General features: G+C 73.5%; 22 protein-coding genes and 2 pseudogenes. 16 read left to right on the forward strand and 8 right to left on the reverse strand.

The window, feature by feature from the left end; all coding sequences use genetic code 11:
• Window positions 1–6 precede the first annotated feature (6 nt).
• Window positions 7–1,080, reverse strand: a complete 1,074-nt coding sequence (locus tag LUW75_RS12730) for a phosphotransferase (protein WP_462933728.1) — start codon at window positions 1,078–1,080, stop codon at window positions 7–9.
• Between the two features lie 420 nt (window positions 1,081–1,500).
• Between LUW75_RS12730 and pdhA the strand changes: the two genes are divergently transcribed.
• The 5 genes and pseudogenes from pdhA to LUW75_RS12755 all read left to right on the forward strand — a co-directional run bounded on the left by pdhA (window position 1,501) and on the right by LUW75_RS12755 (window position 7,173).
• Window positions 1,501–2,700, forward strand: a complete 1,200-nt coding sequence (gene pdhA / locus LUW75_RS12735; protein WP_250335706.1) for a pyruvate dehydrogenase (acetyl-transferring) E1 component subunit alpha — start codon at window positions 1,501–1,503, stop codon at window positions 2,698–2,700.
• A gap of 2 nt (window positions 2,701–2,702) precedes the next feature.
• Window positions 2,703–3,683, forward strand: a complete 981-nt coding sequence (locus LUW75_RS12740; protein ID WP_250335707.1) for an alpha-ketoacid dehydrogenase subunit beta — start codon at window positions 2,703–2,705, stop codon at window positions 3,681–3,683.
• A 31-nt stretch (window positions 3,684–3,714) separates the two neighbouring features.
• A complete protein-coding gene (locus LUW75_RS12745; RefSeq protein ID WP_250337648.1) occupies window positions 3,715–5,085 on the forward strand; it encodes a dihydrolipoamide acetyltransferase family protein in 1,371 nt (456 codons plus the stop codon).
• 125 nt (window positions 5,086–5,210) lie between these two features.
• The gene (locus tag LUW75_RS12750) at window positions 5,211–5,864 is read left to right on the forward strand and encodes a GntR family transcriptional regulator (RefSeq protein WP_250335708.1); all 654 of its coding nucleotides are present in this window, start codon (window positions 5,211–5,213) and stop codon (window positions 5,862–5,864) included.
• Window positions 5,861–7,173: pseudogene (locus LUW75_RS12755) on the forward strand (MFS transporter). The gene LUW75_RS12750 and the pseudogene LUW75_RS12755 overlap by 4 nt, the downstream one beginning before the upstream one ends.
• A 25-nt stretch (window positions 7,174–7,198) precedes the next feature.
• Here LUW75_RS12755 and LUW75_RS12760 read toward each other — a convergent pair.
• Window positions 7,199–8,023 (reverse strand): maleylpyruvate isomerase family mycothiol-dependent enzyme, encoded by an 825-nt coding sequence (locus tag LUW75_RS12760; protein ID WP_250335710.1) that lies wholly within the window; start codon window positions 8,021–8,023, stop codon window positions 7,199–7,201.
• Between the two features lie 199 nt (window positions 8,024–8,222).
• Between LUW75_RS12760 and LUW75_RS12765 the strand changes: the two genes are divergently transcribed.
• Both LUW75_RS12765 and LUW75_RS12770 read left to right on the forward strand, forming a co-directional pair.
• Window positions 8,223–9,032 (forward strand): carbon-nitrogen family hydrolase, encoded by an 810-nt coding sequence (locus LUW75_RS12765; RefSeq protein WP_250335711.1) that lies wholly within the window; start codon window positions 8,223–8,225, stop codon window positions 9,030–9,032.
• 97 nt (window positions 9,033–9,129) lie between these two features.
• Window positions 9,130–10,956, forward strand: a complete 1,827-nt coding sequence (locus tag LUW75_RS12770; protein ID WP_250335712.1) for an NHL domain-containing thioredoxin family protein — start codon at window positions 9,130–9,132, stop codon at window positions 10,954–10,956.
• A gap of 312 nt (window positions 10,957–11,268) precedes the next feature.
• Here LUW75_RS12770 and LUW75_RS12775 read toward each other — a convergent pair whose 3' ends face one another.
• A complete protein-coding gene (locus tag LUW75_RS12775) occupies window positions 11,269–11,502 on the reverse strand; it encodes a hypothetical protein (RefSeq protein WP_250335713.1) in 234 nt (77 codons plus the stop codon).
• Window positions 11,503–11,590: 88 nt separating this feature from the next.
• On the reverse strand, window positions 11,591–12,883 hold the full coding sequence (locus LUW75_RS12780; RefSeq protein ID WP_250335714.1) for a M18 family aminopeptidase: 1,293 nt from the start codon (window positions 12,881–12,883) through the stop codon (window positions 11,591–11,593).
• A 108-nt stretch (window positions 12,884–12,991) separates the two neighbouring features.
• Here LUW75_RS12780 and LUW75_RS12785 point away from each other — a divergent pair, with 108 nt between their 5' ends.
• Entirely contained in the window at window positions 12,992–13,495 is a 504-nt protein-coding gene (locus LUW75_RS12785) for a DUF6083 domain-containing protein (protein ID WP_250335715.1), read from the forward strand.
• Between the two features lie 94 nt (window positions 13,496–13,589).
• Here LUW75_RS12785 and LUW75_RS12790 read toward each other — a convergent pair whose 3' ends face one another.
• Complete coding sequence (locus tag LUW75_RS12790) at window positions 13,590–15,419, reverse strand: acyl-CoA dehydrogenase (protein ID WP_250335716.1); 1,830 nt, start codon at window positions 15,417–15,419, stop codon at window positions 13,590–13,592.
• A 124-nt stretch (window positions 15,420–15,543) separates the two neighbouring features.
• Entirely contained in the window at window positions 15,544–15,738 is a 195-nt protein-coding gene (locus tag LUW75_RS12795; protein WP_250335717.1) for a hypothetical protein, read from the reverse strand.
• A 115-nt stretch (window positions 15,739–15,853) separates the two neighbouring features.
• On the opposite strand from LUW75_RS12795, the gene LUW75_RS12800 reads away from it, so the two are divergent.
• Window positions 15,854–16,714 (forward strand): helix-turn-helix domain-containing protein, encoded by an 861-nt coding sequence (locus tag LUW75_RS12800; RefSeq protein ID WP_250335718.1) that lies wholly within the window; start codon window positions 15,854–15,856, stop codon window positions 16,712–16,714.
• Window positions 16,695–16,973, forward strand: a complete 279-nt coding sequence (locus LUW75_RS12805) for a DUF397 domain-containing protein (protein WP_250335719.1) — start codon at window positions 16,695–16,697, stop codon at window positions 16,971–16,973. The genes LUW75_RS12800 and LUW75_RS12805 overlap by 20 nt, the downstream gene beginning before the upstream one ends.
• A 3-nt stretch (window positions 16,974–16,976) precedes the next feature.
• On the opposite strand, the gene LUW75_RS12810 is transcribed toward LUW75_RS12805, so the two are convergent.
• Window positions 16,977–17,639 carry an SMI1/KNR4 family protein gene (locus LUW75_RS12810; RefSeq protein WP_250335720.1) on the reverse strand — a complete coding sequence of 221 codons (663 nt, stop codon included), beginning with the start codon at window positions 17,637–17,639 and terminating at the stop codon, window positions 16,977–16,979.
• 39 nt (window positions 17,640–17,678) lie between these two features.
• On the opposite strand from LUW75_RS12810, the gene LUW75_RS12815 reads away from it, so the two are divergent.
• The 4 genes from LUW75_RS12815 (at window position 17,679) to LUW75_RS12830 (ending at window position 21,083) form a co-directional block, all read left to right on the forward strand.
• Window positions 17,679–17,984: a hypothetical protein gene (locus LUW75_RS12815; RefSeq protein WP_250335721.1), complete on the forward strand. Its 306-nt coding sequence runs from the start codon at window positions 17,679–17,681 to the stop codon at window positions 17,982–17,984.
• A gap of 90 nt (window positions 17,985–18,074) precedes the next feature.
• Entirely contained in the window at window positions 18,075–18,527 is a 453-nt protein-coding gene (locus tag LUW75_RS12820) for an SseB family protein (RefSeq protein ID WP_168438415.1), read from the forward strand.
• A 450-nt stretch (window positions 18,528–18,977) separates the two neighbouring features.
• Window positions 18,978–19,952 carry a pirin family protein gene (locus tag LUW75_RS12825; RefSeq protein WP_250335722.1) on the forward strand — a complete coding sequence of 325 codons (975 nt, stop codon included), beginning with the start codon at window positions 18,978–18,980 and terminating at the stop codon, window positions 19,950–19,952.
• A 75-nt stretch (window positions 19,953–20,027) separates the two neighbouring features.
• Window positions 20,028–21,083, forward strand: a complete 1,056-nt coding sequence (locus LUW75_RS12830; protein ID WP_250335723.1) for an AI-2E family transporter — start codon at window positions 20,028–20,030, stop codon at window positions 21,081–21,083.
• On the opposite strand, the pseudogene LUW75_RS12835 reads toward LUW75_RS12830, so the two are convergent.
• A pseudogene (locus LUW75_RS12835) lies at window positions 21,050–23,144 on the reverse strand (ATP-binding SpoIIE family protein phosphatase). The gene LUW75_RS12830 and the pseudogene LUW75_RS12835 overlap by 34 nt on opposite strands.
• A gap of 149 nt (window positions 23,145–23,293) precedes the next feature.
• Between LUW75_RS12835 and aspS the strand changes: the two are divergent.
• Together aspS and LUW75_RS12845 are read left to right on the forward strand one after the other, a co-directional pair.
• Window positions 23,294–25,060 (forward strand): aspartate--tRNA ligase, encoded by a 1,767-nt coding sequence (aspS, locus tag LUW75_RS12840; RefSeq protein ID WP_250335724.1) that lies wholly within the window; start codon window positions 23,294–23,296, stop codon window positions 25,058–25,060.
• 331 nt (window positions 25,061–25,391) lie between these two features.
• Window positions 25,392–26,174, forward strand: coding sequence for a L,D-transpeptidase family protein (locus LUW75_RS12845; RefSeq protein WP_250335725.1), 783 nt, complete (start codon window positions 25,392–25,394; stop codon window positions 26,172–26,174).
• The last annotated feature ends 153 nt before the right edge of the window (window positions 26,175–26,327 follow it).

Genomic DNA, 26,327 nt, shown 5'->3' on the forward strand with positions numbered 1-26,327 from the left:
GCCCCCTCAGCCCGCGAACGCGTCGCACACCGCGTCGTACTCGCGGGTCCACCAGACCGCCAGGGCCGACGCCGCGGGGAACTGCGGGTCGGCCCTGGCGTCGTGCAGCTGGTAGTGCCACCGCAGTATCCAGAAGTCGTTGAGCCGCTCCCACCACACCCGGTGCACCGCGGCGGCCATCTCCGCCGCGTCGGCCCCGGCGGCCCGCCGGTAGGCGCGCGCGTAGGCCCGGACCTTCGCCAGGTCCAGCCTGCCCGCCGGCTGGACGTAGAAGATCATCGCGGCCCGGACCGCCTCCTCGGCGCGCGGCTGCACCCCCAGCCGGTCCCAGTCGACGATCGCGGCCGGCTCGGCCCCCCGGTACAGCAGGTTCAGAGGGTGGAAGTCGCCGTGCACCCAGCCGCCCGCCGCGGGCGCGGCCGGACGCCGGTGCGCGTGTGCGGCCAGCAGGCGGCGGCGCTCCAGGAGCCGGTGCTCGGCCAGCTCGTCGAAGGCGACCCGGCGGTGCCGCCTCCCGGCCAGCTCCAGCAGCTCGTCGATCAGCCGGAACGTGTCCTCGGGGTCGGCGCTGCCGTACGCGCGCGCCGGCGTCCGGGGCGAGCCGAGGACGCGTTCCAGGCAGGTGTGGACGAAGCCGAGCAGGGCGCCGAGCCGCCGTGAGCCGGACGCCGTGAGCCGGGCGCCGTCGAGGTGGTGCCCGTCCACCCAGGGGTGCAGGGCGTAGCAGCGGCCGCCGAGCCGGAAGACGGTGCGGCCCTCGGCGTCCGGCAGCGCGGGCGCGACCGGGACGCCGAGGGCGTGCAGCAGCGCGGTCGCGCGGTGCTGACGGGCGATGGTGGCCCGGTCGGAGGTGGGGGCGTCCAGGTGCTGCTTGAGGAAGAAGGTGCCGCGCGTGGTGGTGAGGCGGTAGCCGCGGTTGAGGAGGCCCTGGGCGACCGGCGTGCAGGAGAGCGGCTCGCCGTACCCGCGGTAGTGGCGCAGCAGCGCGGACACCGGAGGGAGGGGCGGGGCCAGCGGTGCCCGGGGGGCGCGGGGCGCGTCCGCAGCGGCGGGCGGAGCCGTTACACGTGAGCGCGGCACTTTTCGGATGTTAGGTCACTATGAGATGACCCGGGTCACATCACGGTCCCGTGAACTCTTCCCGACGACGGGGTGGGCGGGATAACGTGCCGGTGTCCCGGCAGCCTGTGAGGCTGTTACCAGTGAGTTGCCCGAGCCGCGTCGCCGACGAGACCGGGCACGGCCCCGGCATTGCCCGACTTACTTGGAAATCCAAGGAAAATCGCAGGTCAATAGGGGTTCGCGGATTGCCGCCCACTGGGTAACGTGCTCACCACAGGGCGCTCGCCGGGACACTGTCACGCCTGTCTCCGGCCGAGGGCACCCACCCCGTGCACCGCGCACGGACCAGGCGAGCCGCTTTCCCGAGCTCCACAGGAGCGGGGAACCCCAGGCCACCCGGCGGATCCCGGGAGCCCGGACAGACGGAGGAGCACGCACGTGACCGTGGACAGCACTGCCGCGCGCCAGCCGCGACGCAGCAGCGGCACCAGCAGCGGCGCCAAAGCCGCTGCGGGCGGTGCCACCAAGCGCGCCGCGCGCGCGAAGAAGCCGCGGAGTTCCGACTCCGAGCCGCCGCTCGTACAGCTGCTGACGCCCGAGGGCGAACGCGTCCAGCATCCCGAGTACGACGTCGACCTGACCGCCGAGGAGCTGCGCGGCCTGTACCGCGACATGCTGATGACCCGCCGTTTCGACGGCGAGGCCACGGCGCTCCAGCGCCAGGGCGAGCTGGGCCTGTGGGCCTCGCTGCTCGGCCAGGAGGCGGCGCAGATCGGCTCCGGCCGGGCCCTGCGCGACGACGACTACGTCTTCCCGACCTACCGCGAGCACGGCGTCGCCTGGTGCCGCGGGGTCGACCCGACGAACCTCCTCGGAATGTTCCGCGGGGTGAACAACGGCGGCTGGGACCCCAACGGCAACAATTTCCACCTGTACACGATCGTCCTCGGCTCGCAGACCCTGCACGCCACCGGTTACGCCATGGGCATCGCCAAGGACGGCGCGGACTCCGCCGTGATCGCGTACTTCGGGGACGGCGCCTCCAGCCAGGGCGACGTCAACGAGTCGTTCGTCTTCTCCGCCGTCTACAACGCCCCGGTCGTGTTCTTCTGCCAGAACAACCAGTGGGCCATCTCCGAACCCATCGAGAAGCAGACCCGCGTCCCGCTCTACCAGCGCGCCCACGGCTTCGGCTTCCCCGGCGTCCGCGTCGACGGCAACGACGTCCTGGCCTGTCTCGCGGTCACCCGCTCCGCCCTGGAGCGCGCCCGCCGCGGCGAGGGCCCGACGCTCATCGAGGCGTTCACCTACCGCATGGCCGCCCACACCACCTCCGACGACCCGACCCGCTACCGGCACGACGACGAGCGGGCCGCCTGGGAGGCGAAGGACCCGATCCTGCGCCTGCGCCGCCACCTGGAGGCCCAGGGCCACGCCGACGCGTCCTGGTTCGAGGAGCTGGAGGCGGAGAGCGAGGCCCTCGGCAGGCACGTCCGCGAGGTCGTCCGCGCCATGCCCGTGCCGGAGCACATGGCGATGTTCGACAACGTGTACGCGGACGGGCACGCGCTCGTCGACGAGGAGCGCGCGCAGTTCGCCGCCTACCAGGCGTCCTTCGCGAACGGAGAGGGCGAGTAGTCATGGCTGTCCAGAAGCTTCCCCTCGCGAAGGCGCTCAACGAGTCGCTGCGCACGGCCCTGGAGGCCGACCCCAAGGTCGTCGTCATGGGCCTGGACGTCGGCAAGCTCGGCGGCGTCTTCCGGATCACCGACGGTCTGCAGAAGGACTTCGGCGAGGACCGGGTCATCGACACCCCGCTCGCCGAGTCCGGCATCGTGGGCACCGCCATCGGCCTCGCGCTGCGCGGCTACCGGCCGGTCGTGGAGATCCAGTTCGACGGATTCGTCTTCCCGGCGTACGACCAGATCGTCACGCAGCTCGCGAAGATGCGGGCCCGCTCGCTCGGCACGGTGAAGGTGCCGGTCGTCGTCCGCATCCCGTACGGCGGCGGCATCGGCGCCGTCGAGCACCACTCCGAGTCGCCCGAGTCGCTCTTCGCGCACGTCGCGGGCCTCAAGGTCGTCACCCCGGCGACCCCCTCCGACGCCTACTGGATGCTCCAGCAGGCGATCCAGAGCGACGACCCGGTCATCTTCTTCGAGCCCAAGCGCCGCTACTGGGACAAGGGCGAGGTCGACACCGAGGCCATCCCCGGCGAGCTGCACGAGGCCCGGGTCGCCCGCGAGGGCACGGACCTCACCCTCGTCGCCTACGGCCCGATGGTGAAGACCTGCCTGGAGGCGGCCGCGGCCGCCGCCGAGGAGGGCCGGTCGATCGAGGTCGTGGACCTGCGCTCGATCTCCCCGATCGACTTCGACACCCTCCAGGCCTCGGTCGAGAAGACCCGCCGCATGGTCGTCGTCCACGAGGCCCCGGTCTTCTTCGGCTCCGGCGCGGAGATCGCCGCCCGGATCACCGAGCGGTGCTTCTACCACCTGGAGGCCCCGGTGCTGCGGGTGGGCGGGTACCACGCGCCGTACCCGCCGGCCCGGCTGGAGGAGGAGTACCTGCCGGGTCTGGACCGGGTGCTCGACGCCGTCGACCGCGCGCTGGCGTACTGAGAGAGGACAACCCGTGATCCGCGAGTTCAAGATGCCGGACGTCGGCGAGGGTCTCACCGAGGCCGAGATCCTCAAGTGGTACGTCCAGCCCGGTGACACCGTCACGGACGGGCAGGCCGTCTGCGAGGTCGAGACGGCGAAGGCGGCCGTGGAACTGCCGTGCCCGTTCGACGGGGTGGTGCACGAGCTGCGCTTCCCCGAGGGCACGACGGTCGACGTCGGCGAGGTCATCATCTCCGTGAACGTGGGCGGGGACGCGCCGGAGGCCCCCGCCCCGGCCCCGGCCGCCGCCCCCGCCCCGGAGGAGGCCGGGGACGAGCCGCAGGGCCGCCAGCCGGTCCTGGTCGGCTACGGCGTGGCCGCGTCGTCCACCAGGCGGCGCCCGCGCCGGCAGGAGCCCGCCACCGCTCCCGCCCCCGCCGCCCGCGCGGCGGTCCAGGGCGAGCTGAACGGCCACGCCCCCGCCCCGGTGGCGCCCGCCCCGCAGGCCCGCCCGCTGGCCAAGCCGCCCGTCCGGAAGCTGGCCAGGGACCTGGGCGTGGACCTGGCGACGGTCGTCCCGACCGGCCCCGGCGGGATCGTCACGCGCGAGGACGTCCACAAGGCGGCCGCCCCCGCGCAGGCCCCGGCCCCCGCGGCGGCCGACGAGGCGCGGTCCGCGCCCGCCGCCGCCCCGGCGGACGCGCCGGCCGCGGCCGGCGCGCGGGAGACCCGCGTCCCGATCAAGGGCGTGCGGAAGGCCACGGCGCAGGCCATGGTCGGGTCGGCGTTCACCGCGCCGCACGTCACCGAGTTCATCACGGTCGACGTGACCCGCACCATGCGGCTCGTCGAGGAGCTGAAGACGGACAAGGACATGGCGGGGCTGCGGGTGAACCCGCTGCTGCTGGTCGCCAAGGCCCTGCTCGTCGCGATCCGCCGCAACCCGGAGATCAACGCCGCCTGGGACGAGGCTGCCCAGGAGATCGTGGTCAAGCACTACGTCAACCTGGGCATCGCCGCCGCCACCCCGCGCGGCCTGATCGTGCCGAACGTCAAGGACGCCCACGCCAAGACGCTCCCGGAGCTGGCGTCGGCGCTCGGCGAGCTGGTCGCCACCGCCCGCGAGGGCAGGACGACCCCGGCGGCCATGCAGGGCGGCACGGTGACCATCACCAACGTCGGCGTCTTCGGCGTCGACACCGGCACGCCGATCCTCAACCCCGGCGAGTCGGCGATCCTCGCGGTCGGCGCGATCAAGCTCCAGCCGTGGGTGCACAAGGGCAAGGTCAAGCCGCGCCACGTCACGACGCTGGCGCTCTCCTTCGACCACCGGCTCGTCGACGGCGAGCTGGGCTCGAAGGTCCTGGCCGACATCGCGGCCGTCCTGGAGGACCCCAGGCGCCTGATCACCTGGGGGTGACGCACACCCCGCCGCCCGAGGGGGCCCGGACGCGACCGAGCGTCCGGGCCCCCTCGGTCCGTCGGGACCGGTCCGCGTGCCGGACGCGCCCCCCGCCGCGTCCCGCCCGTATCTATCCTGTGCGCATGCCATCCGCCGCGCACCCGCCCCCGCCCGCCGCCGCACGGGTCCACACCCACGTCAGGGAAGCGGTCCTCGACCGCCGCTTCGAGGGCGGGACGCTCCTCACCGAGGGGCAGCTGGCGCAAGCCGTGGGGGTCTCCCGCACCCCCGTGCGCGAGGCGCTGCTGAGGCTGGAGACGGAGGGGCTGCTCAAGCTCTACCCCAAGAAGGGCGCCCTGGTCCTCGCCGTCTCCGCGCAGGAGGTCTCCGACGTCGTGGAGACGCGGCTGCTCGTCGAGGAGTTCGCCGTCCGCAGGGCCGTACCGGCGCCCGCGCCGCTCCTGGCGCGACTGGAGGAACTCCTCGCCGAGCAGCGGCGCCACGCGCGCGAGGGGGACCTCCGGTCGCTGGCCGCGTCGGACCGCCGCTTCCACGCGGAGATCGTCCGCCACGCCGGCAACCGGATCCTGTCGAACCTGTACGACCGGCTGAGGGACCGTCAGCTCCGCATGGGGGTCGCCGTGATGGAGGCCCACCCGGACCGCGTCGCGAAGAACATCGCCGAGCACGCCGGGATCCTGGCGGCGCTGCGCGACGGCGACGCCGAGGGCGCGGTGCGCCGCGTTCGCGCCCACACCGGCAGGGTGAGGACCCTGCTCCGGGGCGAGGACCGGTGAGCCCCCTCCCCTCCCCGGCCGCCGCACTCCCCGCCGATCCCCCCGGGGCCGCCGGGCGGTCCTCGTGTGGGGCGCCGGCGTCTGCGTGTACCTCGTCGCGGTGGTCTTCCGCACCTCGCTGGGCGTGGCCGGGCTCGACGCCGCCGACCGCTTCCACGTCAACGCCTCCGCGCTGTCGGCGTTCTCGATACTCCAGCTGCTCGTCTACGCGGGCATGCAGATACCCGTGGGCCTGCTGGTGGACCGGCTGGGCACGCGGAGGGTCCTGACGCTGGGCATCGTGCTGTTCACGGCCGGGCAGCTCGGCTTCGCGCTGTCCCCGTCGTACGGGACGGCGCTGGCGGCCCGTGCGCTGCTGGGCTGCGGCGACGCGATGACCTTCATCTCCGTGCTGCGGCTGGGCAGCCGCTGGTTCCCGGCGCGGCGCGGCCCCGTGGTCGCGCAGGTGGCGGCGTTGTTCGGGGTCGCCGGCAACCTGCTGTCGACGATCGTGCTGGCGCGGACCCTGGACGGGCTGGGCTGGACGGCGACGTTCGCCGGCAGCTCCCTGGCCGGGCTGGTCGTCCTGGTGCTGGTCACCGTCTTCCTGAAGGACCATCCCGAGGGCTTCGAGCCGGAGCCCGTGCCGCACGCGGGGGCCGCGTACGTACGGCACCAGATCGCCTGTGCCTGGCGGGAGCCGGGCACCCGGCTCGGCATGTGGGTGCACTTCACGACGCAGTTCCCCGCCATGGTGTTCCTGCTGCTGTGGGGGATGCCGTTCCTGGTCGAGGCGCAGGGCCTGTCCCGGGGGCGGGCCGGCGAGCTGCTGACGGTGGTGGTGCTCTCGAACATGGTGGTGGGCCTCGCCTACGGGCAGCTGATCGCCCGCCGCCACGCGGCGCGCGCCCCCCTGGCGCTGGGCACCGTGGGCGCGACGGCCCTCGCGTGGGCGGCCACCCTGGCGTACCCGGGGGACGACGGGGCGCCGATGTGGCTCCTGGTCTCGCTGTGCGCCGTCCTCGGCGCGTGCGGACCGGCGTCGATGATCGGCTTCGACTTCGCACGGCCCGCCAACCCGCCGCAGCGGCAGGGCACGGCCTCGGGGATCGTCAACATCGGCGGGTTCACCGCCTCGATGGCGGCGCTCCTGGCGATCGGCGTCCTGCTGGACGCGACCGGCGGCAGCTACCGGGCGGCGTTCTCGTCGGTCTTCGTCCTGCAGGCGCTGGGCGTCACCCAGATCCTCCGGCTCCGCGCCCGCACGGCGCGCCGGGAACGCGAACGGCCGGCCGCCGACCGCGTGGAGGCGGCCCGCGTCCCGGCGTGAGGCCCGGACGCGCCCCGCGGGGACGCTACGGCGTGACGGCGAAGTGGGCCAGGATGGCGCCGGCCAGGTCCTCGTCGCCCTCCACCTTGACGCGGTCGGCGACCGCGGCGGGACGCACCCGGCCGCAGGCGAGGCGCACGTACGTCTCCCAGTCCGTCGCCAGCGTCACGGCCGGGCCCAGCGACGGCGCCCCGTCGACCCTGCCGCGCCCCTCCGCGTCGACGCGGACCGTCCGCAGGAACTCGACGGGGCCGCTCACGTCGAAGACCACGGCCGTGTTCGGCGGGGCTCCCGCGTCCTTCGCGACGACCTTCGGCAGGATGGCCAGCAGGTTGTCCCGCGCGACGTACGCGCCGGGGGAGTCGAGGTTGCCGGGCTCGCCGAGCGCCGCGCGCAGGTCCTGCTCGTGCACCCACACGTCGAAGGCCCGCATCCGGTACGCCACTTCGAGGCTCTGCTCGGCACCCAGCGGGGCGCGCACCAGCGCGTCGGGGGAGCGGTTCTCGTTGCGCAGCATGCGGGCGCGGCGGATCATGACGTACTCCAGCTCGGCCGTCATCTCCGGCGCCGTGTGGTGCCGCCGCACGTCGACCGGCACCTCCATGTAGCGCGCGAAGTCGCCGCGCACGTGGTACAGGTCGCGGGGCAGGGAGTGAATCGGGCGCGGATCGCCCAGCATCTCGCACTCCATGCCGATGATGTGGGAGACGATGTCCCGGACCGACCAGCCGGGACACGGGGTGGCGCGGTTCCACTCGCCCTCGACGAGCGGCTGCACCAGCTCGGCCACGGCCTCGATGGAGTGGGTCCAGGCGTCGGCGTAGGTCTGGAGGCTGGGATGGACGGTCACGGGACCCCTCGTGCGGCTTGGTACGCGGGCTGGTTGCAGCGGCGTCCGCCGGAGGGCCCCGGAGGCCTCCCCTGGACGCGGTCCTCGGGGGAGAGATCCCCCGGGAGAGAACAGTACGCCCCCTTCGGCCCCTCGGCAGTGCTTTCGTGTGACGATCGTAGGCCTGTATGGACGGCCTCAACGCCAGGACGGTGGTAGTGTGCGCGCCTCTCTGATCCAGATTGCGGTCAACCCGGACGAAACGGCGGACGCGCGCCGACGGCGCGCCGCCGCGCTCGTACGGGAGGAGTCGGCGTCGGACCTGGTGGTCCTGCCGGAGCTGTGGCCGGTCGGCGCCTTCGCCTACGAGGCGTTCGCGGCGGACGCGGAACCGCTGCGGGGGCCGACGTACGAGGCGATGGCGGCCGCGGCCGCGGAGGCGCGGGTGTGGCTGCACGCCGGCTCCCTCGTCGAGCGCGACGGGGACGCGCTCTACAACACGTCGCTGGTCTTCTCCCCCGACGGGGGGCTCGCGCGGACGTACCGCAAGATCCACCGGTTCGGGTTCGACCAGGGCGAGGCGGTGCTGATGTCGGCGGGCCGCGAGCTCGCCGTCGCGCCGTTCCCGGAACTGCCGTTCGGGTTGGCGACCTGCTACGACCTGCGGTTCCCCGAGCTGTTCCGGGGGCTGGTGGACGCGGGGGCCGCGGCGTTCGTCGTCCCGGCGGGGTGGCCCGCCCGGCGGCGCGGGCACTGGTCGCTGCTGGCGCGGGCCCGGGCGGTGGAGAACCAGGCGTACGTGCTGGCGTGCGGGACGGCCGGGACGCACGCGGGGGTCGAGCAGGCGGGGCACAGCGTGGTCGTGGACCCCTGGGGCGAGGTCCTGGCGGAGGCGGGCCCCGGGGAGGAGGTCCTGGTCGTGGACCTCGACCCCGCGCGGGTCGCGGCGACCAGGGAGCAGTTCCCCGCCCTGAGGGACCGCGTGCTGGGCGTCACGGCACCGGGCCGGCCGGAGGGCGGGAGCCGGTAGGGGCGCCGTCCGCCGGCGCCCCGGCCCCCGGCCGGCCCGACCCGGGGAACGCGCGCCCGCCGCCGGGGCGGACGCCGCGGGGTGGCACCCTTGAGGGATGAACGAAAGCGTTTCCGCGTCTCGGCGCGTTCGGGTACGAGCTCCTGAGCTGGTGGGCGAGGGGGGCTGGCTCAACACGGGCGGGGCCTCGTACCGCCTCGCCGACCTGCGGGGGCGTATCGTCATCCTCGACTTCTGGACCTTCTGCTGCATCAACTGCCTGCACGTCCTGGATGAACTGCGGGAGCTGGAGGAGAGGCACCGCGACACCGTGGTGGTCATCGGCGTGCACTCGCCGAAGTTCGTGCACGAGGCCGACCACCGGGCCGTCGTCGACGCCGTCGAGCGGTACGGGGTCGAGCACCCCGTGCTGGACGACCCGGGGCTGGTGACCTGGAAGCAGTACGCCGTGCGGGCCTGGCCGACCCTGGTCGTGATCGACCCGGAGGGGTACGTCGTCGCCCAGCACGCCGGCGAGGGCCACGCGAAGGCCATCGGGACGCTGGTCGCCGAGCTGGAGGCCGAGCACGGGGCGAAGGGCACACTGCGGCGCGGTGACGGCCCGTACGTGCCGCCGGAGCCGGTCGCCACGCACCTGCGCTTCCCCGGCAAGGCCCTCGTCCTGGACTCCGGCAACCTCCTGGTCTCCGACACCACCCGGCACCGCCTCGTCGAGCTGGCCCCGGACGGCGAGACGGTGGTGCGCCGGTACGGCGACGGGCGGCGCGGCCTGGCCGACGGCCCGGCGGAGTCGGCCCGGTTCAGCGAGCCGCAGGGGATGTGCGCGCTGCCGGACGGGCGGATCGCCGTCGCGGACACCGTCAACCACGCGCTGCGCGCCCTGGACCCGGCGACCGGCGAGGTGTCGACGCTCGCGGGGACCGGCGCCCAGTGGATGCAGGGCTCCCCCACCTCGGGTCCGGCCCGCGAGGTCGCCCTGTCCTCGCCGTGGGACGTGGCGTGGTGGCGGGACCGCGTGTGGATCGCGATGGCCGGCGTCCACCAGCTGTGGGCCTACGACCCGGAGGCGGGGACCGTGGAGGTCGCCGCCGGGACGACCAACGAGGGCCTGGTCGACGGCCCGGCCGGCGAGGCGTGGTTCGCGCAGCCGTCCGGACTGGCGGCGGCCGGGGACCGGCTGTGGGTCGCGGACTCGGAGACCAGCGCCGTGCGCTGGGTCGACCCCGGGGGCGCCGTCCACACGGCCGTCGGCACCGGCCTGTTCGACTTCGGGCACCGGGACGGCGCCGCCGGCCAGGCGCTGCTGCAGCACCCGCTGGGCGTCACCGCCCTGCCGGACGGCTCGGTCGCGGTCTGCGACACGTACAACCACGCGCTGCGCCGCTACGACCCGGGGACCGGCGAGGTCACGACCCTCGCGACGGACCTGCGGGAGCCGAGCGACGCGGTCCTCGTCGGCGAGGACCTGGTGGTCGTGGAGTCGGCGCGGCACCGGTTGACGCGGCTTCGGCTGCCGGAGGAGGCGGTGCAGGTCGACGCGGTGGCGCACCGCACCCAGCGGGAGGCGACGGTGATCGCGCCCGGCACGCTCCGGCTGGACGTGGTGTTCCGCGCGCCGACCGGGCAGAAGCTGGACGACCGGTACGGGCCGTCGACGCGGCTGCTGGTCTCCTCGACGCCGCCGGAGCTGCTGGCGGACGGCGCGGGCGGCGGCACGGACCTGTTCCGGGAACTGAAGCTGGACCCGTCGGTGACCGAGGGCGTCCTGCACGTCTCGGCGATGGCCGCCTCCTGCGACGACGACCCGGAGAACGCGTACCCCGCGTGCCACGTGCACCAGCAGGACTGGGGCGTCCCGGTGCGGGTCGAGGAGGGCGGCGCCGCGCGCCTGCCCCTCATCCTGGCCGGACTCGACGAGGCGTAGCCCGGCCCGGGGCGGCGGCAGCGGTTCCGCGGCGGCCCGGGAGCGGTTTCGGGGCGGCCCGTACGGCTCGTGTGACGGGTGACCGGTGCCGGGGGCGTCCCGGCGCGGCGTCCGGCGCGGTGGCCCGGGTCCCCGGCGGGGCGCGCCCCCGGACCCGGCGCCGTCAGCGCGCCGGCCGTGCGGAGGGGCCGGCCGTGCGCGTCGACGGGGCCGCCGGGGACCACCGGCGGCCCCGTCCGCGTACGGCAGGAACCGCTCCCCGGCGGGAAGCGCGCCGGCCGCCGTCTCCACCGGCCGGCGCGGACGCCGGTGTCAGAGCATGCGCCCGTCGTCGCGCAGGGGGTCGGGCTCCGCCACCGGGGCCACGGGTGGAACCACCGCCCTGCGCCGACGCGCGATGCTCGTGTACGCGGCCACGCCGATCAGGCCGACCGCCATCATGATCAGCCCGGCCACGTCCAGGTTGAATCCGCTGATCTGCCAGTCGGCCGCGAACGCGAGGATCGCGCCTCCCGCGATGAGCAGCAGGCATCCGCCCAGGCCCATGGTGTGCCTCCTCGTGTGTGAACTCGTCCCGAAGTCCTGCGTCTTGCGGGTACCCGCTGCCGCCCCCGCAACGCCTACGGGAACGCGGTCACTTGAGGAAGGCGGTCAGGGCGTTGGCGAGGTGGTGCGGGTCGTCGGCGCCGCACAGCTCGCGCGCGCTGTGCATGGACAGGCAGGCGACGCCGATGTCGATGGTGCGGATGCCGTGCCGGGCGGCGGTGATCGGACCGATCGTCGTGCCGCACGGCAGGTCGTTGTTGGAGACGAACGACTGCCACGGCACGCCCGCCTCCTCGCACGCCGCGGTGAACACGGCCCGCCCCTCGCCGTCCGTCGCGTACCGCTGGTTGACGTTCACCTTGAGGATGGGGCCGCCGTTGGGGCGCGGGCGGTGCGTCGGGTCGTGCCGCTCCGCGTAGTTGGGGTGGACGGCGTGGCCCACGTCGGAGGAGAGGCAGACGGTGCCGGCGAAGGCGCGGGCGCGGTCCTCGTAGGTGCCCCCGCGGGCGTAGACGGATCGTTCCAGCACCGTGCCGAGGAGGGGCCCCTGCGCGCCGGTGTCGGACTCGGAGCCGTTCTCCTCGTGGTCGAAAGCGGCCATGACGGGGATGTGGGAGGTCGGGCCGGCGGTGGCGACGGCGGCGAGCGCGGCGGTGCAGGCGTGCACGGACAGCAGGTTGTCCAGGCGCGGCGCGGCGAGCAGCTCGCGGTCGCGGCCCAGGTAGGCGGGGGGCTCCACGGAGTGGACCATGAGGTCCCAGCCGGCGACGTCCTCCGCGTCGAGTCCGGCCTCCTCGGCGAGGAAGCCGATCAGGTCGCCCTCGTGGACGTCGTCGCCGAGACCCCAGACGGGCTGCATGTGGCGCTGGCGGTCCAGCTTCAGGCCCTCGTTGACGCCCCGGTCGAGGTGGATGGCGAGCTGGGGGACGCGCAGCAGCGGCCGGCCGACGTCGACCAGGCGGTGGCTGCCGTCGCGGAGGGTGAGCCGGCCGGCGAGGCCGAGGTCGCGGTCGAGCCAGGAGTTCAGCAGGGGCCCGCCGTAGATCTCGACGGCGACCTGCCGCCAGCCGTGGGCGCCGCTGTCGGGCTGCGGCTTGACGCGCAGGTTGGGGGAGTCGGTGTGGGCGCCCACGATCCTGAACGGCGTGTGGGCGGCGGCGCCCTCCGGCACGTGCCACGCGACGATCGCGCCGCCCCGGACCACGTACCTGCCGCCGGCCGCGCCGTCCCACGCGGCGGTCTCCTCCACCTGGCGGAAGCCGGCCTTCTCCAGCCGCTCGGCGGCGGTCGCCACGGCGTGGTACGGGGACGGCGAGGCCGTGAGGAACGTCATCAGGTCGTCGGTGTGGCCGCGGTCGAAGCGGGTGGGAGAGCTGCTCATGCCCACACCATACGGGCGGGCACCGGGGCGGGCGCAGGGGTTGGGGGGCGCGGCGCTGTCAGTGGTGGCTGCGAGTATCGACGGGGAGGACACACCGTTGACCGACGCGTGACCGGAGGTGCACTGGTGGAGACGACGACTTCGGCCGCCCCGCCCGGGGCCGGGCCCGCCCGTCCTGCGGCGCCCGTCTGCGCGGCCTGCGAGGCCCCCGGCGCGCAGTGGAGCGCCCCGCTGATGATGCCGCTGTGCCCGGCCTGCACCAGGGCGGGCACGGGTTCGGCGGACCGCGACCCGGTGCGGCTGGGCGACGTGCTGCGGGTGACGGAGGCGGCGCTGCGCGCGTCCGGCCGCGGCCCGGGGCGGGTCCCCTCGCCGCGCACGGGCTCGCCCATGACGTGCCGGTACTGCGGGGGCGGGGCGCTGTGGCACCGCACGGTGAACGACCGGTGGGTGGCGATCGAGCCGGGGGTGCGCCCGGTGGCCGGGGTGCCGCGCGGCAGGCGCTGGTACATAGCCGGGGACGGCACGGCGGTGAACCTGCACGGCGCCGCCCCGGTGGACACCTGCCGGGTGAGCCACTTCGACGTGTGCCCGGGGCGCGCCCGGGGCTGAGGCGCCGGGGGCGGGCGGGGCGGGAAGGGGCGCGGCCCGCCCCCGGACCGGGCCGTCCGGGGGGCGGGCCGCGAGGTCGCGGTCGGGGCGCCGGTCAGAAGGCGGCCTCGTCCAGCTCCATCAGGGAGTTGTCGACGCCCTCGGCGACCAGGCGCTCGGCGGAGACGCCCGGCAGGATCGTGGCGGCGAAGAACTTCGCCGCGGCGATCTTGCCCTGGTAGAAGGGGACGTCCTTCGCGGAGGCGCCGGCGGCCAGCTTCTCGGCGGCGACGGCGGCGCCGCGCAGCAGCAGGTAGCCGACGACGACGTCACCGGAGGCCATGAGCAGGCGCGTGGTGTTCAGGCCGACCTTGTAGATGTTCCTGACGTCCTCGCCGGTCGCGGTGAGGTCGGTGAGCATCCTGCCGACGATCGCCTCCAGGTCGACGGCCGCCTTGGCGAGCGCCTCGCGGGCGCCGGCCAGCTCGTCGCCTCCGGTGCCGACCGCCAGGAACTTCTTGATCTCCTCGGAGAGCGCGTTCAGGGAGGCGCCCTGGTCGCGGACGATCTTCCGGAAGAAGAAGTCCTGGCCCTGGATGGCCGTGGTGCCCTCGTAGAGGGTGTCGATCTTAGCGTCCCGGATGTACTGCTCGACCGGGTACTCCTGGAGGTACCCGGAGCCGCCGAACGTCTGGAGCGACTGGGCGAGCTGCTCGTAGGACTTCTCGGAGCCGTACCCCTTCACGATCGGCAGGAGCAGGTCGTTCAGGCCGTGCAGCGCCCCGGCGTCCTCGCCGGCCGCCTCCTTGACCTGGATCTCGTCCTGGATCGCGGCGGTGTACATGACGAGGGCGCGCATGCCCTCCGCGTACGCCTTCTGCGTCATCAGCGAGCGGCGCACGTCGGGGTGGTGGGTGATGGTGACCTTCGGCGCGGTCTTGTCCATGAAGTTCGCCAGGTCGGGGCCCTGCACGCGCTCCCTGGCGTACTCCAGCGCGTTGAGGTAGCCGGTCGACAGGGTGGCGATGGCCTTCGTGCCGACCATCATGCGGGCGAACTCGATGACGCGGAACATCTGGCGGATGCCGTCGTGCTTGTCGCCGACGAGCCAGCCCTTGGCGGGGTGCCTGTCGCCGAAGGTCATCTCGCACGTGTTGGACGCCTTGAGGCCCATCTTGTGCTCGACGTTGGTCGCGTAGACGCCGTTGCGCTCGCCGAGCTCGCCGGTCTCCCAGTCGAAGTGGTACTTCGGGACGAGGAACAGCGACAGGCCCTTGGTGCCCGGACCGGCGCCCTCGGGGCGGGCCAGGACGTAGTGGAGGATGTTCTCCGACATGTCGTGCTCACCGGAGGTGATGAAGCGCTTCACGCCCTCGATGTGCCACGAGCCGTCCTCCTGCCGGACGGCCCTGGTGCGGCCGGCGCCCACGTCGGAGCCCGCGTCGGGCTCGGTCAGCACCATGGTGGAGCCCCACTGGCGCTCGACGGCGATCTCGGCGATCTTCTTCTGCGCCTCGTTGCCCTCCTCGAAGAGGACGCCGGCGAAGGCCGGGCCGGAGGAGTACATCCACACGGCCGGGTTCGAGCCGAGGATCAGCTCCGCGTACGCCCAGACCAGCGAGCGCGGCGACGTGGTGCCGCCGATCTCCTCGGGCAGGCCGAGCCGCCAGTACTCGGAGTCCATGAACGCCTTGTAGGACTTCTTGAAGGACTCCGGTACGGGCGCGGTGTTCGTCTCCGGGTCGAAGACCGGCGGGTTGCGGTCCGCGTCGGCGAAGGACTCGGCGAACTCGTTCTCCGCGAGGCGGCACAGCTCGTCCAGGACGCTCTTGGCGGTCTCGACGTCCATCTCCTCGAACGGACCGGTGCCGTACACCCTGTCGCGGCCGAGGACCTCGAAGAGGTTGAACTCGATGTCGCGGAGATTCGACTTGTAGTGCCCCATGGCGACGGCTCCGTAAGGATCGGGAGGCAGGTTCCTCGTACATCTACCAGCTGGTAGTCACGATGATGCTACCCGTGGGTAATAAGGGCAACCCCTGCCGCCCGAACTGTGACGGGCTCCGCGCCTACACCCGGCGCAAGGCGGCGGCGAGCGCCCGCGCGGTGGCCAGGTTGCAGTTGCCCAGCGTGATGAGCGGCGGGCTGCCGTAGTCCCGTCCGAGCGACGGCAGCTTGACGTCGTGCGACCCGAGCAGGATCCGCAGCTCGTTCACGAGGCCGCGGGCCTCCTCGTCCTGCTCCAGGTCGTGGTCGATGGCCATGGGACCTCACCCTTTCCGTGCGTGGTGTGACGAACCGGTCACACGATGCCGCGATCACCCCTACCGTCGGAAGGGGCCGGGACACCACGGCGCGAGGTGTGAAAGGTGATCTCCGATGGCGCGAGGGCAGCGGAAGGACATCGACGGGTCGGAGAGCGTCCCGTGCTTCTACGGCAAGGAGCTGCGCTTCCAGCGCGAGCGGTCGGTGCTCACCCTGGAGCAACTGGTCGAGGGCAGCTTCTACGGGGCGACGTACCTGAGCGAGATCGAACGCGGCCAGCGCCGCATGCCGGTGGACCTGGCCCGGCACGTGGACCGCGTCCTGAAGACGGACGGGTACTTCGAGCGGTGCTGCGAGGACGTGCGGCGGGCGCGGCGGCAGGGGCACGCCGAGTACTTCGAGCGCATCCTGGAGGCGGAGAAGCACGCGCTGACCATCGATGAGTGGTGCCCGACGGTCTTCCCGGGACTGCTTCAGACCCGGGAGTACGCCTGGGCGGTGGTGCGGGCGACGCATCCGCTGGAGACCGACGAGGAGACGCAGGCCAAGGTCGAAGCGCGACTGGAGCGTTCGCGTCTCTTCGAGGACGACCACAAGACACCCCAGTACTGGGTGGTGCTGCACGAGTCCCTGCTACGCCAGCCGGTGCTTCGGCCTGAGGGCATGGCGGAACAACTGGGCCGTGTCGTCGACCTGGTGAGGCGGAGGCGTGTCTTTACGCAGGTGCTTCCGCGGAGCGCGGGTGCGCACCCCTTCATGTTCGGTACCGCCATGGTCATGACTTTTGCCGATGCCCCGCCGCTGGTCTACACCGAGTCGCTGCACACAGGACACACAATCGACGATGCGGCTCTCGTGGCGGCGTATCGAAGGTCGTACGATCTGCTGAGGGCCGCCGCGCTTCCGCCGGAGGCGTCCCTCGCCATGATCGAATCAGCGGCCGAGGAATTCCGAAATGCCAAGCATCCAGGTTGACTTGAGGGCCGCCGTCTGGCGGAAGAGCAGCTACAGCAATGGATCGGGCGGGAACTGCGTCCAAGTGGCCGCCGGCTTCCCCGGCGCAGCCGCGTGGCGCAAGGGCAGCCACAGCAACGGAGACGGCGGCGACTGCCTCGAAGTCGCCGGCGACTTCCCCGGCCTCGTCCCCGTCCGGGACTCCAAGGTGCCGGACGGGGGCGTGGTCGTGGTGTCCGCGCGCGCCTGGGTGCCGTTCGTCGAGGCGCTGAGGGACTGAGCCCTACGCCGCCTCCGCCTTGCGGGTCGCGTCCTCCAGCCAGTTCAGGTACCACCCGGCGAAGGTGGTGCCCATCGGCTCCAGGTCGGCGTCGTCGCAGCGCGGGTCGTCCCACATGGTGCCGCGTTCGGGGCCGGACACGACCAGCCACTGGCGCTGGGCGCAGCCCACGGTGGACAGGCAGATCGCGCCGACCGTGATCTCGTCCGTCCGCAGGACGGCGCCCATGCGCTCCTCCCAGGCGTCGTTCGCCGCTTCGAACGCGTCCTCGTCGTCGTACTCCTCCTCGTCCGGCCGCTCGTCCACCAGGGCGTCGAGGACCCCGGGGGCCACCCGCTCCACCGGGAACGGCTCCGCGAGGCGCCGCGCCAGCGTCATGTCGCCGCCGTCGCCCTCCCACTCCCACGCCCCGTCCTCACCCCGGCGGACCGGGAAGACCCCGTACGCCGGGCCGGCGCCGCCCGCGCCGACGTGCAGCAGGAAGTCCCGGTACTCCTCCGGCAGCCGCACCCCGCAGTACTCCTCCAGGTCCGCCACCTCCGCCTCGGTCAGCGGGTCCTCCAACGGGCGGTCGCCGTGCGGGAGGCCGAACACCGCCTCGGCGCCCGGTGACTTCGCCAGCGCGAGGACCCGTTCGCGTACCCCCGTCCAGATGTGCGCGCTCATGAGGGTGAGGCTAGAACGCTCCACTGACAGACTGGGCCGATGCGGAAGTGGCTGGTGGTGGGGGCGGGGCTGAACCTGGCACTCGGGGTGCCCGGCCTCGTACCGGTGTGGCTGGTCTGGTACATGTTGTCGAACTGGCCGCTGGCGGACCTGGGTTGGACGCGGGGGGAGCCGACCGAGAACGACGGCGTGTGGCCGTGGTTCGTGATGTTCGGGCCCTTCGTGCTGCTGTTCGCGCTGGTCTGGTGGTTCGCGAACCGGCCCGTGCGGCGGCGGGCCGGGGGAGCGGCGCGCTGTACTGGTCGACGGCCGTGGCGGCGGTCTTCACGCCCACGGTCGCGCTGATCGTGGCGAGCCTCCTGTAGCCCGCGGGGGCGTCCGCGTACGGCCGGGCACCCGTCACGGGCGCGGCCCGCACTCAGTACCCTTGCGGGCATGTACGGCTACGAGCAGAACCCGGGCGCCCAGCAGCAGTACGCCCCGCCCCAGCAGGGGTACGGGCAGCAGCCGCCGCTGTACCCGGAGCCGTCCCCGCCATCCCTCACGGACGCCGTGCGCGCGTTCACCACGGGCTCGCTCTCCGCCGAGGACTTCCAGCAGATCTTCGCCACGTCGAGGGTGTACTGCCCGCGCGGCGACAACCCGGGCTTCCTCGCGCTGCACAACACGCAGCAGCCGGTCATCCCGATGTTCACGTCGCTCAAGCAGCTGCGCCGGTACGCCGGCAAGGAGTCCAAGTACTTCGTGATCACCGGCGCCGAGGTCCTGGACCTCCTCCCGACCGGGTACGGCTTCGTCCTCGACATGGAGGGCGACCACCGGATCGTCTTCGACGCGAAGGCCGTCGAGGAGATGGTCGACTTCGCGATGCGCCGCATGTACGGCTGAGAACGCGGTCCGGGCCCGGGCCGTCCTGTGCCCGACCCGTCCTGTGCCCGGGTCGTGCCGTGCCCGCGCAGCGTCGTGTCCCGGCCGCCCCGTCTCCCGGCCGCCCCGTCTCCGGGCCGTGGCCGCACTTCCCCTCCGCCACGCCGCGCGGACGCGGCGGACCTGGCACCGGGCGCCGGCGGACGCCCGGCGGGACGCTCCGGAGAATCGATTCCCCGCGGCCGGCGGGGCGGTCGGCGCCGTGACGGTGCCGTTCCCCCTCCGCCTCGGCCGGGTGCCGGAGCGTACCCGTCCGGTCGCACCGCGTGCCCTGCGACCGAACGGCCCCCTCCTGCGTCTCACCGGTGCGCGCCGGATCGGGAGCGGGGTCCAGGGCGCCCCACTGGCAAAAAGTTCAACATTCAACTAAAGTGGGAGTGCGCCGCTCCACCGACCCCCCGGAGGCCCGTCATGCCCGCCGTCACCGTCGAGAACCCGCTGACCCTGCCCCGCGTCGCCGCACCGTCGGATGCCGCCGCCCGCCCCGTACTGGGCGTGACCACCGCACCCAGCGGCTTCGAGGGCGAGGGCTTCCCGGTCCGCCGGGCGTTCGCGGGAATCGACTACCAGCACCTCGACCCGTTCATCATGATGGACCAGATGGGCGAGGTGGAGTACGCGCCGGGCGAGCCCAAGGGCACCCCCTGGCACCCGCACCGCGGCTTCGAGACCGTCACCTACATCATCGACGGGGCCTTCGACCACCAGGACTCCAACGGTGGCGGCGGCACCATCACCAACGGTGACACCCAGTGGATGACGGCCGGCTCGGGCCTGCTCCACATCGAGGCGCCGCCGGAGTCCCTCGTCGTGTCCGGCGGGCTCTTCCACGGCCTCCAGCTGTGGGTGAACCTCCCCGCCGCGGACAAGATGATGGCCCCGCGCTACCAGGACATCCGCGGTGGTTCCGTCCAGCTGCTCACCTCCCCGGACGGCGGCGCGCTGCTGCGGGTCATCGCCGGGGAGCTGGACGGCCACCGGGGCCCCGGCATCACGCACACGCCGATCACCATGGTCCACGCGACGCTGGCGCCGGGCGCGGAGGTCACGCTGCCGTGGCGGAACGACTTCAACGGCCTGGCGTACGTCCTCGCCGGGCGCGGTTCGGCCGGTGCGGAACGGCGTCCGATCCACCTGGGGCAGACGGCCGTGTTCGGCGCGGGCTCCTCGCTGACCGTCCGCGCCGACGGGAAGCAGGACTCCCGCACCCCCGCCCTGGAGGTCGTCCTCCTCGGCGGGCGGCCCATCCGGGAGCCCATGGCCCACTACGGCCCGTTCGTCATGAACACCCGCGAGGAGCTCCTGCAGGCGTTCGAGGACTTCCAGTCCGGCCGCTTCGGCCGCGTCCCCGCCGTCCACGGAATGGGCGAGGACCGGCCGCTCTGACCCCGGCTGACGGTACGTCACCCGTGCGGGCACCGCCGGAATGCGGGGCCCGCACGTCCGTGATGCGCTGGGGGAGTGCCACCGCCCCTGCTCCCCGAGCCCGTCCGCCGCCTCGCCGCCTGGTGCGTCGTCGTCCTCCTCGTCACGGGTGCCGCGGTCGTCGTCGTCCGCCTGTGCGTCACCTTCCGGACCGCCGTCACCCCCGTCCTCCTCGCCCTCCTCGGCACCGCCCTGCTCGGTCCCCTCCACCGCCGGCTCCTCGCGATGCGCGTCAACCGCTCCCTCGCGGCCGGGCTGACCTGCGCGGCCCTCGTCGCCGTCCTCGGCGGCGCGACCTACATCGTGGTCGCCGCGCTCGTCGACACCGGCGATCAGATCATCGTGTCCCTGCGCCGCGCCGCCCGGGACCTCGCCGGCCCCCTCGGCGCCGCGGGAACCTCTCTGGAGGACATCGCCGCCAACGCCAGGAACCTCCTCGGCCGGTTCGGCGGGACCGCCGCGTCCGGCGTGCTCAGCGGCATCAGCGTCGTCGGCGAGGTGATCGCCATGGCGATCCTCGCCCTGTTCCTCGTCTTCTTCTTCCTGCGGGACTCCGGCCGCGTGGTCGGCGCTCTGCGCTCGCTCGCCCCCGCGTCCACCGGCGACGTGGTGGAGGCCACCGCGCGGCGCGCGTTCGAGGCCGTCGAGGGGTTCATGCGCGGCACCACCCTGATCGCGCTGATCGACGCGGTCCTCATCACCGCCGGACTGCTGGTGCTGCGCGTGCCGGGCGCGGTGGGGCTGGGCGCGCTCGTCTTCGTCGGCGCCTACATCCCCTACCTCGGCGCGTTCCTCTCGGGGGCCGTCGCCGTGCTCGTCGCCTTCGCGGACCGGGGGCCGGTCATCGCCCTGTGGGCGCTCGGGGTCGTCCTCGCCGTGCAGGTGGTGGAGGGGAACCTGCTGCAGCCGCTCGTCCAGAGCCGTACCGTCCAGATGCACCCGGCCGCGATCCTGCTCGCGCTGACCGCGGGCGCGTCGGTCGCCGGCATCCTCGGCATGCTGCTCGCCGTGCCCCTCACCGCCGCCGCGTTCGGCGTCCTCGGCGAGGTGCGGCGGCACTACCGTCCGGCGGCCGGCTCCCCGTCCTCGTAGAGCTCGAACCAGATGGACTTGCCCTCGCCCCGCGGGTCCACTCCCCCAGGTGTGCGCCAGCCCCTCCATCAGCATCAGCCCCCGCCCCGACGAGGCCATCTCGCCCGGCCGGCGGCGGTGCGGCAGCTCGTCGCTCGCGTCCGCGACCTCCACCCGCAGCCGGCGTCTGCCGCGCTCCCCGCGCGCCTCCGCCACCAGCCGGGCGTCCCCGTCCGTGTGGAGCAGCACGTTCGTCACCATCTCCGACACCATCAGCACCGCCGAGTCGACCTGGTCCCCGTCCGCCCAGTCGTGCAGCAGCTCCCGCACCTGCCGCCGCGCCGTCGAGATCCGCTCCGGCTCCGCCTGCGCCACCGTCAGCACGGTGCGCCGCGGAGGGACGGGCCGCCCCGCCGTCCCGCCCTTGCGGGACAGCAGGAGCACCGCGATGTCGTCCTCCCGGCGGTCCGCGAGCGGGCCCGTCGTGTGGTGCGAGCCCGGCCCGTGCACCGCGTACACCAGGGAGTCCGCCAGGGTCTCCAGCGAGTCCCGGTACGGGTCGTGCTCCTCCAGGAGCCTGCGGACCCGCTGCCAGCCCGTCTCCATGTCGTGCCCACCGGTCTCCAGCAGACCGTCCGTGCAGATCATGAGCGTCTCACCCGGTTCCAGCGTCATCCGGGTCGTCGGGTAGTCCGTGTCCGGGACGATCCCCAGCGGCAGCCCGCCTTCCGTCGGCCGGATCACCACGGCGCCGTCCGGCATGACCACCGCCGGGTCCGGGTGTCCGGCGCGGGCGATGTCCAGCGTGCCCGTCACCGGGTCGACCTCCAGGTACAGGCAGGTCGCGAACCGCGCTCCGTCGGTGTCGCCGTCCGCGTCCTCCGTGATCCCGTGCAGGAACCGCGACGCCCGTGAGAGCACCGCGTCCGGCCGGTGCCCCTCCGAGGCGTACGCGCGCAGGGCGATCCGCAGCTGGCCCATCAGGCCCGCCGCGCGCACGTCGTGCCCCTGCACGTCACCGATCACGAACGCGGACCGTCCGCCGGGCAACTGGATCATGTCGTACCAGTCGCCGCCCACCTGCAGCCCGCCGCCCGTCGGCACGTACCGCGCGGCCACCTCCATGCCGGGGACCGCCGGGCCCAGCACCGGCATCATCGTCCGCTGCAGGTCCAGCGACAGCTCCCGCTCCGACTCCGCCACTCCCGCCCTGGTCAGCGCCTGCGCCAGCATCCGCGCCACGGTCGTCAGCACCGACCGCTCGTCCGGGGTGAACCCCACCTGGTGGGCGAAGGTCGCCATCCACGCGCCCATCGTCCGGCCGGCGACGACCAGGGGGAGGAACGCCCACGACCCCCGGCCGAGCCGTCGCGCCAGGGGCCACGTCGAGGGGAACCGCTCCCGGTACTCCTCCTGCGTCGACACGTACACCGCCCGTCCGGTGCGGACCACCTCCGCCGCCGGATCGTCCGAGTCCAGGGGCACCTCCGAGAACAGGTTCTCGTCGCCGGGCTCGTACCCGTGCTGCCCGATGACCGTCAGCCGGTCGCCCGTGACCCTGAAGACCGCGAGCCCGTTCGGGGAGAACCCCGGCATCGACAGCGACGCCGCCACCCGCAGCACCTCCGCCGTCGACCGCGCCTCCGCCAGCGCCCGGCCCGCGTCCAGCAGGAACGCCTCCCGCGACCGCCGCCAGTCACCCGTCACCGGCGTGTGCGCGGCACTCCCCGGATCCGGCTCCGCGACCTGCTGCAACGTACCGACGAACCGCAGCCCGGTCTCGTCCGACGTCGGCTTGGCCCGCGACCGCACCGTACGGACCACCTGGCCCTTCTCGTCCATCACCCGCAACCGTGCCTCGGCGAGGGTGTCCTCCGCGAGCGCCAGGCTGGCCACGGCGCCGAACTCGTTCCAGTCGACCGGGTGGACCCGGGAGCGCACGACGCCCTCCGCCACCGCCACGGGCTCGGCGGGCAGCCCGAGCAGCCGGGCCGCCTCGGCGTTGAGCTCGACGGCCCCGACCGCGTGATCCCACCGCCACAGACCGGTCAGGATCGCGGCCAGAAGCTCCTCGGTGCGCATTGTCCCACTTTAGGAAGATGAACCGAAGTGGCGCCACTGTGCGGAAGCCCGGAACCGGCCGCCCGGTACTCTGGTCCGTGTTTCACGGGAAACGGTCCGTGTTTCACGTGAAACACCGCCCCCGACCCGCGAAGACTGGATGAACGACGATGCATCGGTACAGGTCCCACACCTGCGGCGAGCTCCGCGCTTCTGACGTCGGCACCGACGTCCGGCTGAGCGGCTGGCTGCACAATCGGCGAGACCTGGGCGGCATCCTCTTCATCGATCTGCGCGACCACCACGGCATCACGCAGCTCGTCGCCCGGCCCGGCACCCCCGCGTACGAGGCCCTCGACAAGCAGACCAAGGAATCCGTCCTGCGGGTGGACGGCAAGGTCGTCTCGCGCGGCGCCGAGAACGTCAACACGGATCTGCCGACCGGTGAGATCGAGGTCGAGGTCTCCGAGGTGGAGGTGCTGGGCGCCGCCGGGCCGCTGCCGTTCACCATCAACACGGACGACGGCGTCAACGAGGAGCGCCGCCTGGAGTACCGCTTCCTCGACCTGCGTCGCGAGCGCATGCACCGCAACATCATGCTGCGCACCGCGGTGATCGCCGCGATCCGGCGGAAGATGGTCGCCCTCGGCTTCAACGAGATGGCCACCCCGATCCTCACCGCGACCTCCCCCGAGGGGGCCCGCGACTTCGTCGTGCCCTCCCGCCTCAACCCGGGCAGGTTCTACGCCCTGCCGCAGGCCCCGCAGCAGTTCAAGCAGCTGCTGATGGTCTCCGGTTTCGACCGCTACTTCCAGATCGCGCCCTGCTTCCGCGACGAGGACGCCCGCGCCGACCGCTCGCCGGGCGAGTTCTACCAGCTCGACGTGGAGATGTCCTTCGTCGAGCAGGAGGACGTCTTCCAGCCGATCGAGAAGCTCATGACCGAGCTGTTCGAGGAGTTCGGCGGCGGCCGCCACGTCACCTCGCCGTTCCCGAGGATCCCGTTCCGCGAGGCGATGTTGAAGTACGGCTCCGACAAGCCGGACCTGCGCGCGCGACTGGAGCTCGTCGACCTCACGGACGTCTTCGCGGACTCCGGGTTCAAGGCGTTCGCCGGCAAGCACGTCCGCGCCCTGCCGGTCCCGGCGGTGCAGGACCAGCCGCGCAAGTTCTTCGACTCGATGGGCGAGTTCGCCGTCGAACACGGTGCGAAGGGCCTCGCCTGGATCCGCGTCGGCGAGGACATGGCACTCAGCGGCCCGATCGCGAAGTTCCTCACCGAGGACGACGTCAAGACGCTCGTGGACCGCCTCGGCCTGAAGCCCGGGCACGCCGTGTTCTTCGGCGCCGGCGACTTCGACGAGGTCTCCAAGATCATGGGCGCGGTCCGCGTCGAGGCCGCCAAGCGCGCCGGCCACTTCGAGGAGAACGTCTTCCGCTTCTGCTGGATCGTCGACTTCCCGATGTACGAGAAGGACGAGGAGACCGGGAAGATCGACTTCTCCCACAACCCCTTCTCGATGCCGCAGGGCGGCATGAAGGACCTGGAGGAGAAGGACCCGCTGGATATCCTCGCCTGGCAGTACGACATCGTCTGCAACGGCGTCGAGCTGTCCTCCGGCGCGATCCGGAACCACGAGCCGGAAATCATGATCAAGGCGTTCGAGATCGCCGGGTACGACCGGGACACCGTGGAGCAGGAGTTCGCGGGCATGCTCCGGGCGTTCCGCTTCGGCGCCCCGCCGCACGGCGGCATCGCCCCCGGCGTCGACCGCATCGTCATGCTGCTGGCCGACGAGCCGAACATCCGGGAGACCATCGCGTTCCCGCTCAACGGCAACGCCCAGGACCTGATGATGGGCGCCCCCACGGAGCTGGACGAGGCGCGCCTGCGCGAACTGAACATCGCGCTGCGCAAGCCGGTGTCGGACAAGTAGGCCCGGCGCGGGCCCCGGGAACCCCGAAGGGATCCCGGGGCCCTTCGCATGCCCGCGGTGGCTCCGGGACCGGCCGCTGCCGGTTCGGAGCCGCCGCGGTGGGGCGGACCGGGGCGGCGGGCATCGGCTCGGGTGGGCGGCGGTGCGTCGGTCCTGCCGGAGGGACGGGTACCGGTCCGGGCGGCCCGGGGCCGGGGCGGCATCGGCCGTGTGGAGTCGTGCGTACGGGGGCGTTCCGGGGAGGGGGGCGTTCCGGGCGGGGCCTCCCGTGGGAGCTGTGAAGGGGAAGACCCCGCGCGACACCCGAAGCCCGCACACCGAAAGGCCCGACATGCCCGTCCTGCGACGCCTCCGCCTCCGCCCCCTCGCCGCGACGCTGCTGCTCGTGCTCCTGCCGCTGAGCGCCTGCGCCGACGGCGACGGCGGTGAACCCGACGGCGGCCTCGCCGGCGGGCCCGGCGAGGCCGCCGGGAGCCGGGGGGGCGCCTCCCCGCACGCCGCGCCGGGGCCGCCCGCCGCGCCCGCCGAGATCCCCGGCCTCGGCCCGGCCGTCCGTGCCGCCGTTCCGCCCGACAGCCGCCAGGCCGTCGTCGTCCGGGGGCACGGCCGCGACGTGAACACCGGTACGGTCACCCTGTACGAACGCCGGCCCGGCACCGGCTGGACCGCCGTCTCCGAACCGTGGCCCGCGCACAACGGCGTGCGGGGCTGGACCGACCACCACGTCCAGGACGACCTGCGCTCCCCGATCGGCGTCTTCGGCCTCACCGACGCGGGCGGCCTCCTGCCGAACCCGGGCGCGAAACTCCCGTACGACCAGGACGGCCGCTTCACCGCCACCGGCAGCGGCTCCCTGGGGGAACCGCTGGAGGGGTCGTTCGACCACGTCGTCGCCGTCAACTACAACCGCGTACCCGGCACGACGCCCCTCGACTGGACCCGCCCACTCGGCCAGGAGCGCGGCGGGGGCATCTGGATCCACGTCGACCACGAGGGTCCCACGCAGGGCTGCGTGTCCCTGGAACGCGCCCACATGCGGGAGCTGCTGAGGTGGCTGGACCCGGCGCACAGGCCGGTGGTGGTGATGGGCGACGTGCAGAGCCTGGGCCGCTGACCGGGATCCCGGCGTCCGGCCCCGTCCGGGCCGGCCGGTGACGGACGGGGGCACGGCGTCCGGGCCGGGACCCCCGGCCGCCGAGGGCCGGGTCGGGCGGCCGGGTCGGACGGGGCGGTCGCCGAACGCACGGGACCGCCGCCCCGGGGGCGG

This window comes from Streptomyces sp. MRC013 (assembly GCF_023614235.1).
Lineage (GTDB): Bacteria > Actinomycetota > Actinomycetes > Streptomycetales > Streptomycetaceae > Streptomyces.

What these genes read in the sequence shown, in the direction of transcription:
- LUW75_RS12740 (WP_250335707.1), top strand. Translation starts at nt 2,703, where the DNA reads ATGGCTGTCCAGAAGCTTCCCCTCGCGAAGGCGCTCAACGAGTCGCTG.
- LUW75_RS12745 (WP_250337648.1), top strand. Translation starts at nt 3,715, where the DNA reads ATGCCGGACGTCGGCGAGGGTCTCACCGAGGCCGAGATCCTCAAGTGG.
- LUW75_RS12750 (WP_250335708.1), top strand. Translation starts at nt 5,211, where the DNA reads ATGCCATCCGCCGCGCACCCGCCCCCGCCCGCCGCCGCACGGGTCCAC.
- LUW75_RS12770 (WP_250335712.1), top strand. Translation starts at nt 9,130, where the DNA reads ATGAACGAAAGCGTTTCCGCGTCTCGGCGCGTTCGGGTACGAGCTCCT.
- LUW75_RS12775 (WP_250335713.1), bottom strand. Translation starts at nt 11,502, where the DNA reads ATGGGCCTGGGCGGATGCCTGCTGCTCATCGCGGGAGGCGCGATCCTC.
- LUW75_RS12780 (WP_250335714.1), bottom strand. Translation starts at nt 12,883, where the DNA reads ATGAGCAGCTCTCCCACCCGCTTCGACCGCGGCCACACCGACGACCTG.
- LUW75_RS12790 (WP_250335716.1), bottom strand. Translation starts at nt 15,419, where the DNA reads ATGGGGCACTACAAGTCGAATCTCCGCGACATCGAGTTCAACCTCTTC.
- LUW75_RS12795 (WP_250335717.1), bottom strand. Translation starts at nt 15,738, where the DNA reads ATGGCCATCGACCACGACCTGGAGCAGGACGAGGAGGCCCGCGGCCTC.
- LUW75_RS12800 (WP_250335718.1), top strand. Translation starts at nt 15,854, where the DNA reads ATGGCGCGAGGGCAGCGGAAGGACATCGACGGGTCGGAGAGCGTCCCG.
- LUW75_RS12805 (WP_250335719.1), top strand. Translation starts at nt 16,695, where the DNA reads ATGCCAAGCATCCAGGTTGACTTGAGGGCCGCCGTCTGGCGGAAGAGC.
- LUW75_RS12810 (WP_250335720.1), bottom strand. Translation starts at nt 17,639, where the DNA reads ATGAGCGCGCACATCTGGACGGGGGTACGCGAACGGGTCCTCGCGCTG.
- LUW75_RS12815 (WP_250335721.1), top strand. Translation starts at nt 17,679, where the DNA reads ATGCGGAAGTGGCTGGTGGTGGGGGCGGGGCTGAACCTGGCACTCGGG.
- LUW75_RS12820 (WP_168438415.1), top strand. Translation starts at nt 18,075, where the DNA reads ATGTACGGCTACGAGCAGAACCCGGGCGCCCAGCAGCAGTACGCCCCG.
- LUW75_RS12825 (WP_250335722.1), top strand. Translation starts at nt 18,978, where the DNA reads ATGCCCGCCGTCACCGTCGAGAACCCGCTGACCCTGCCCCGCGTCGCC.
- aspS (WP_250335724.1), top strand. Translation starts at nt 23,294, where the DNA reads ATGCATCGGTACAGGTCCCACACCTGCGGCGAGCTCCGCGCTTCTGAC.
- LUW75_RS12845 (WP_250335725.1), top strand. Translation starts at nt 25,392, where the DNA reads ATGCCCGTCCTGCGACGCCTCCGCCTCCGCCCCCTCGCCGCGACGCTG.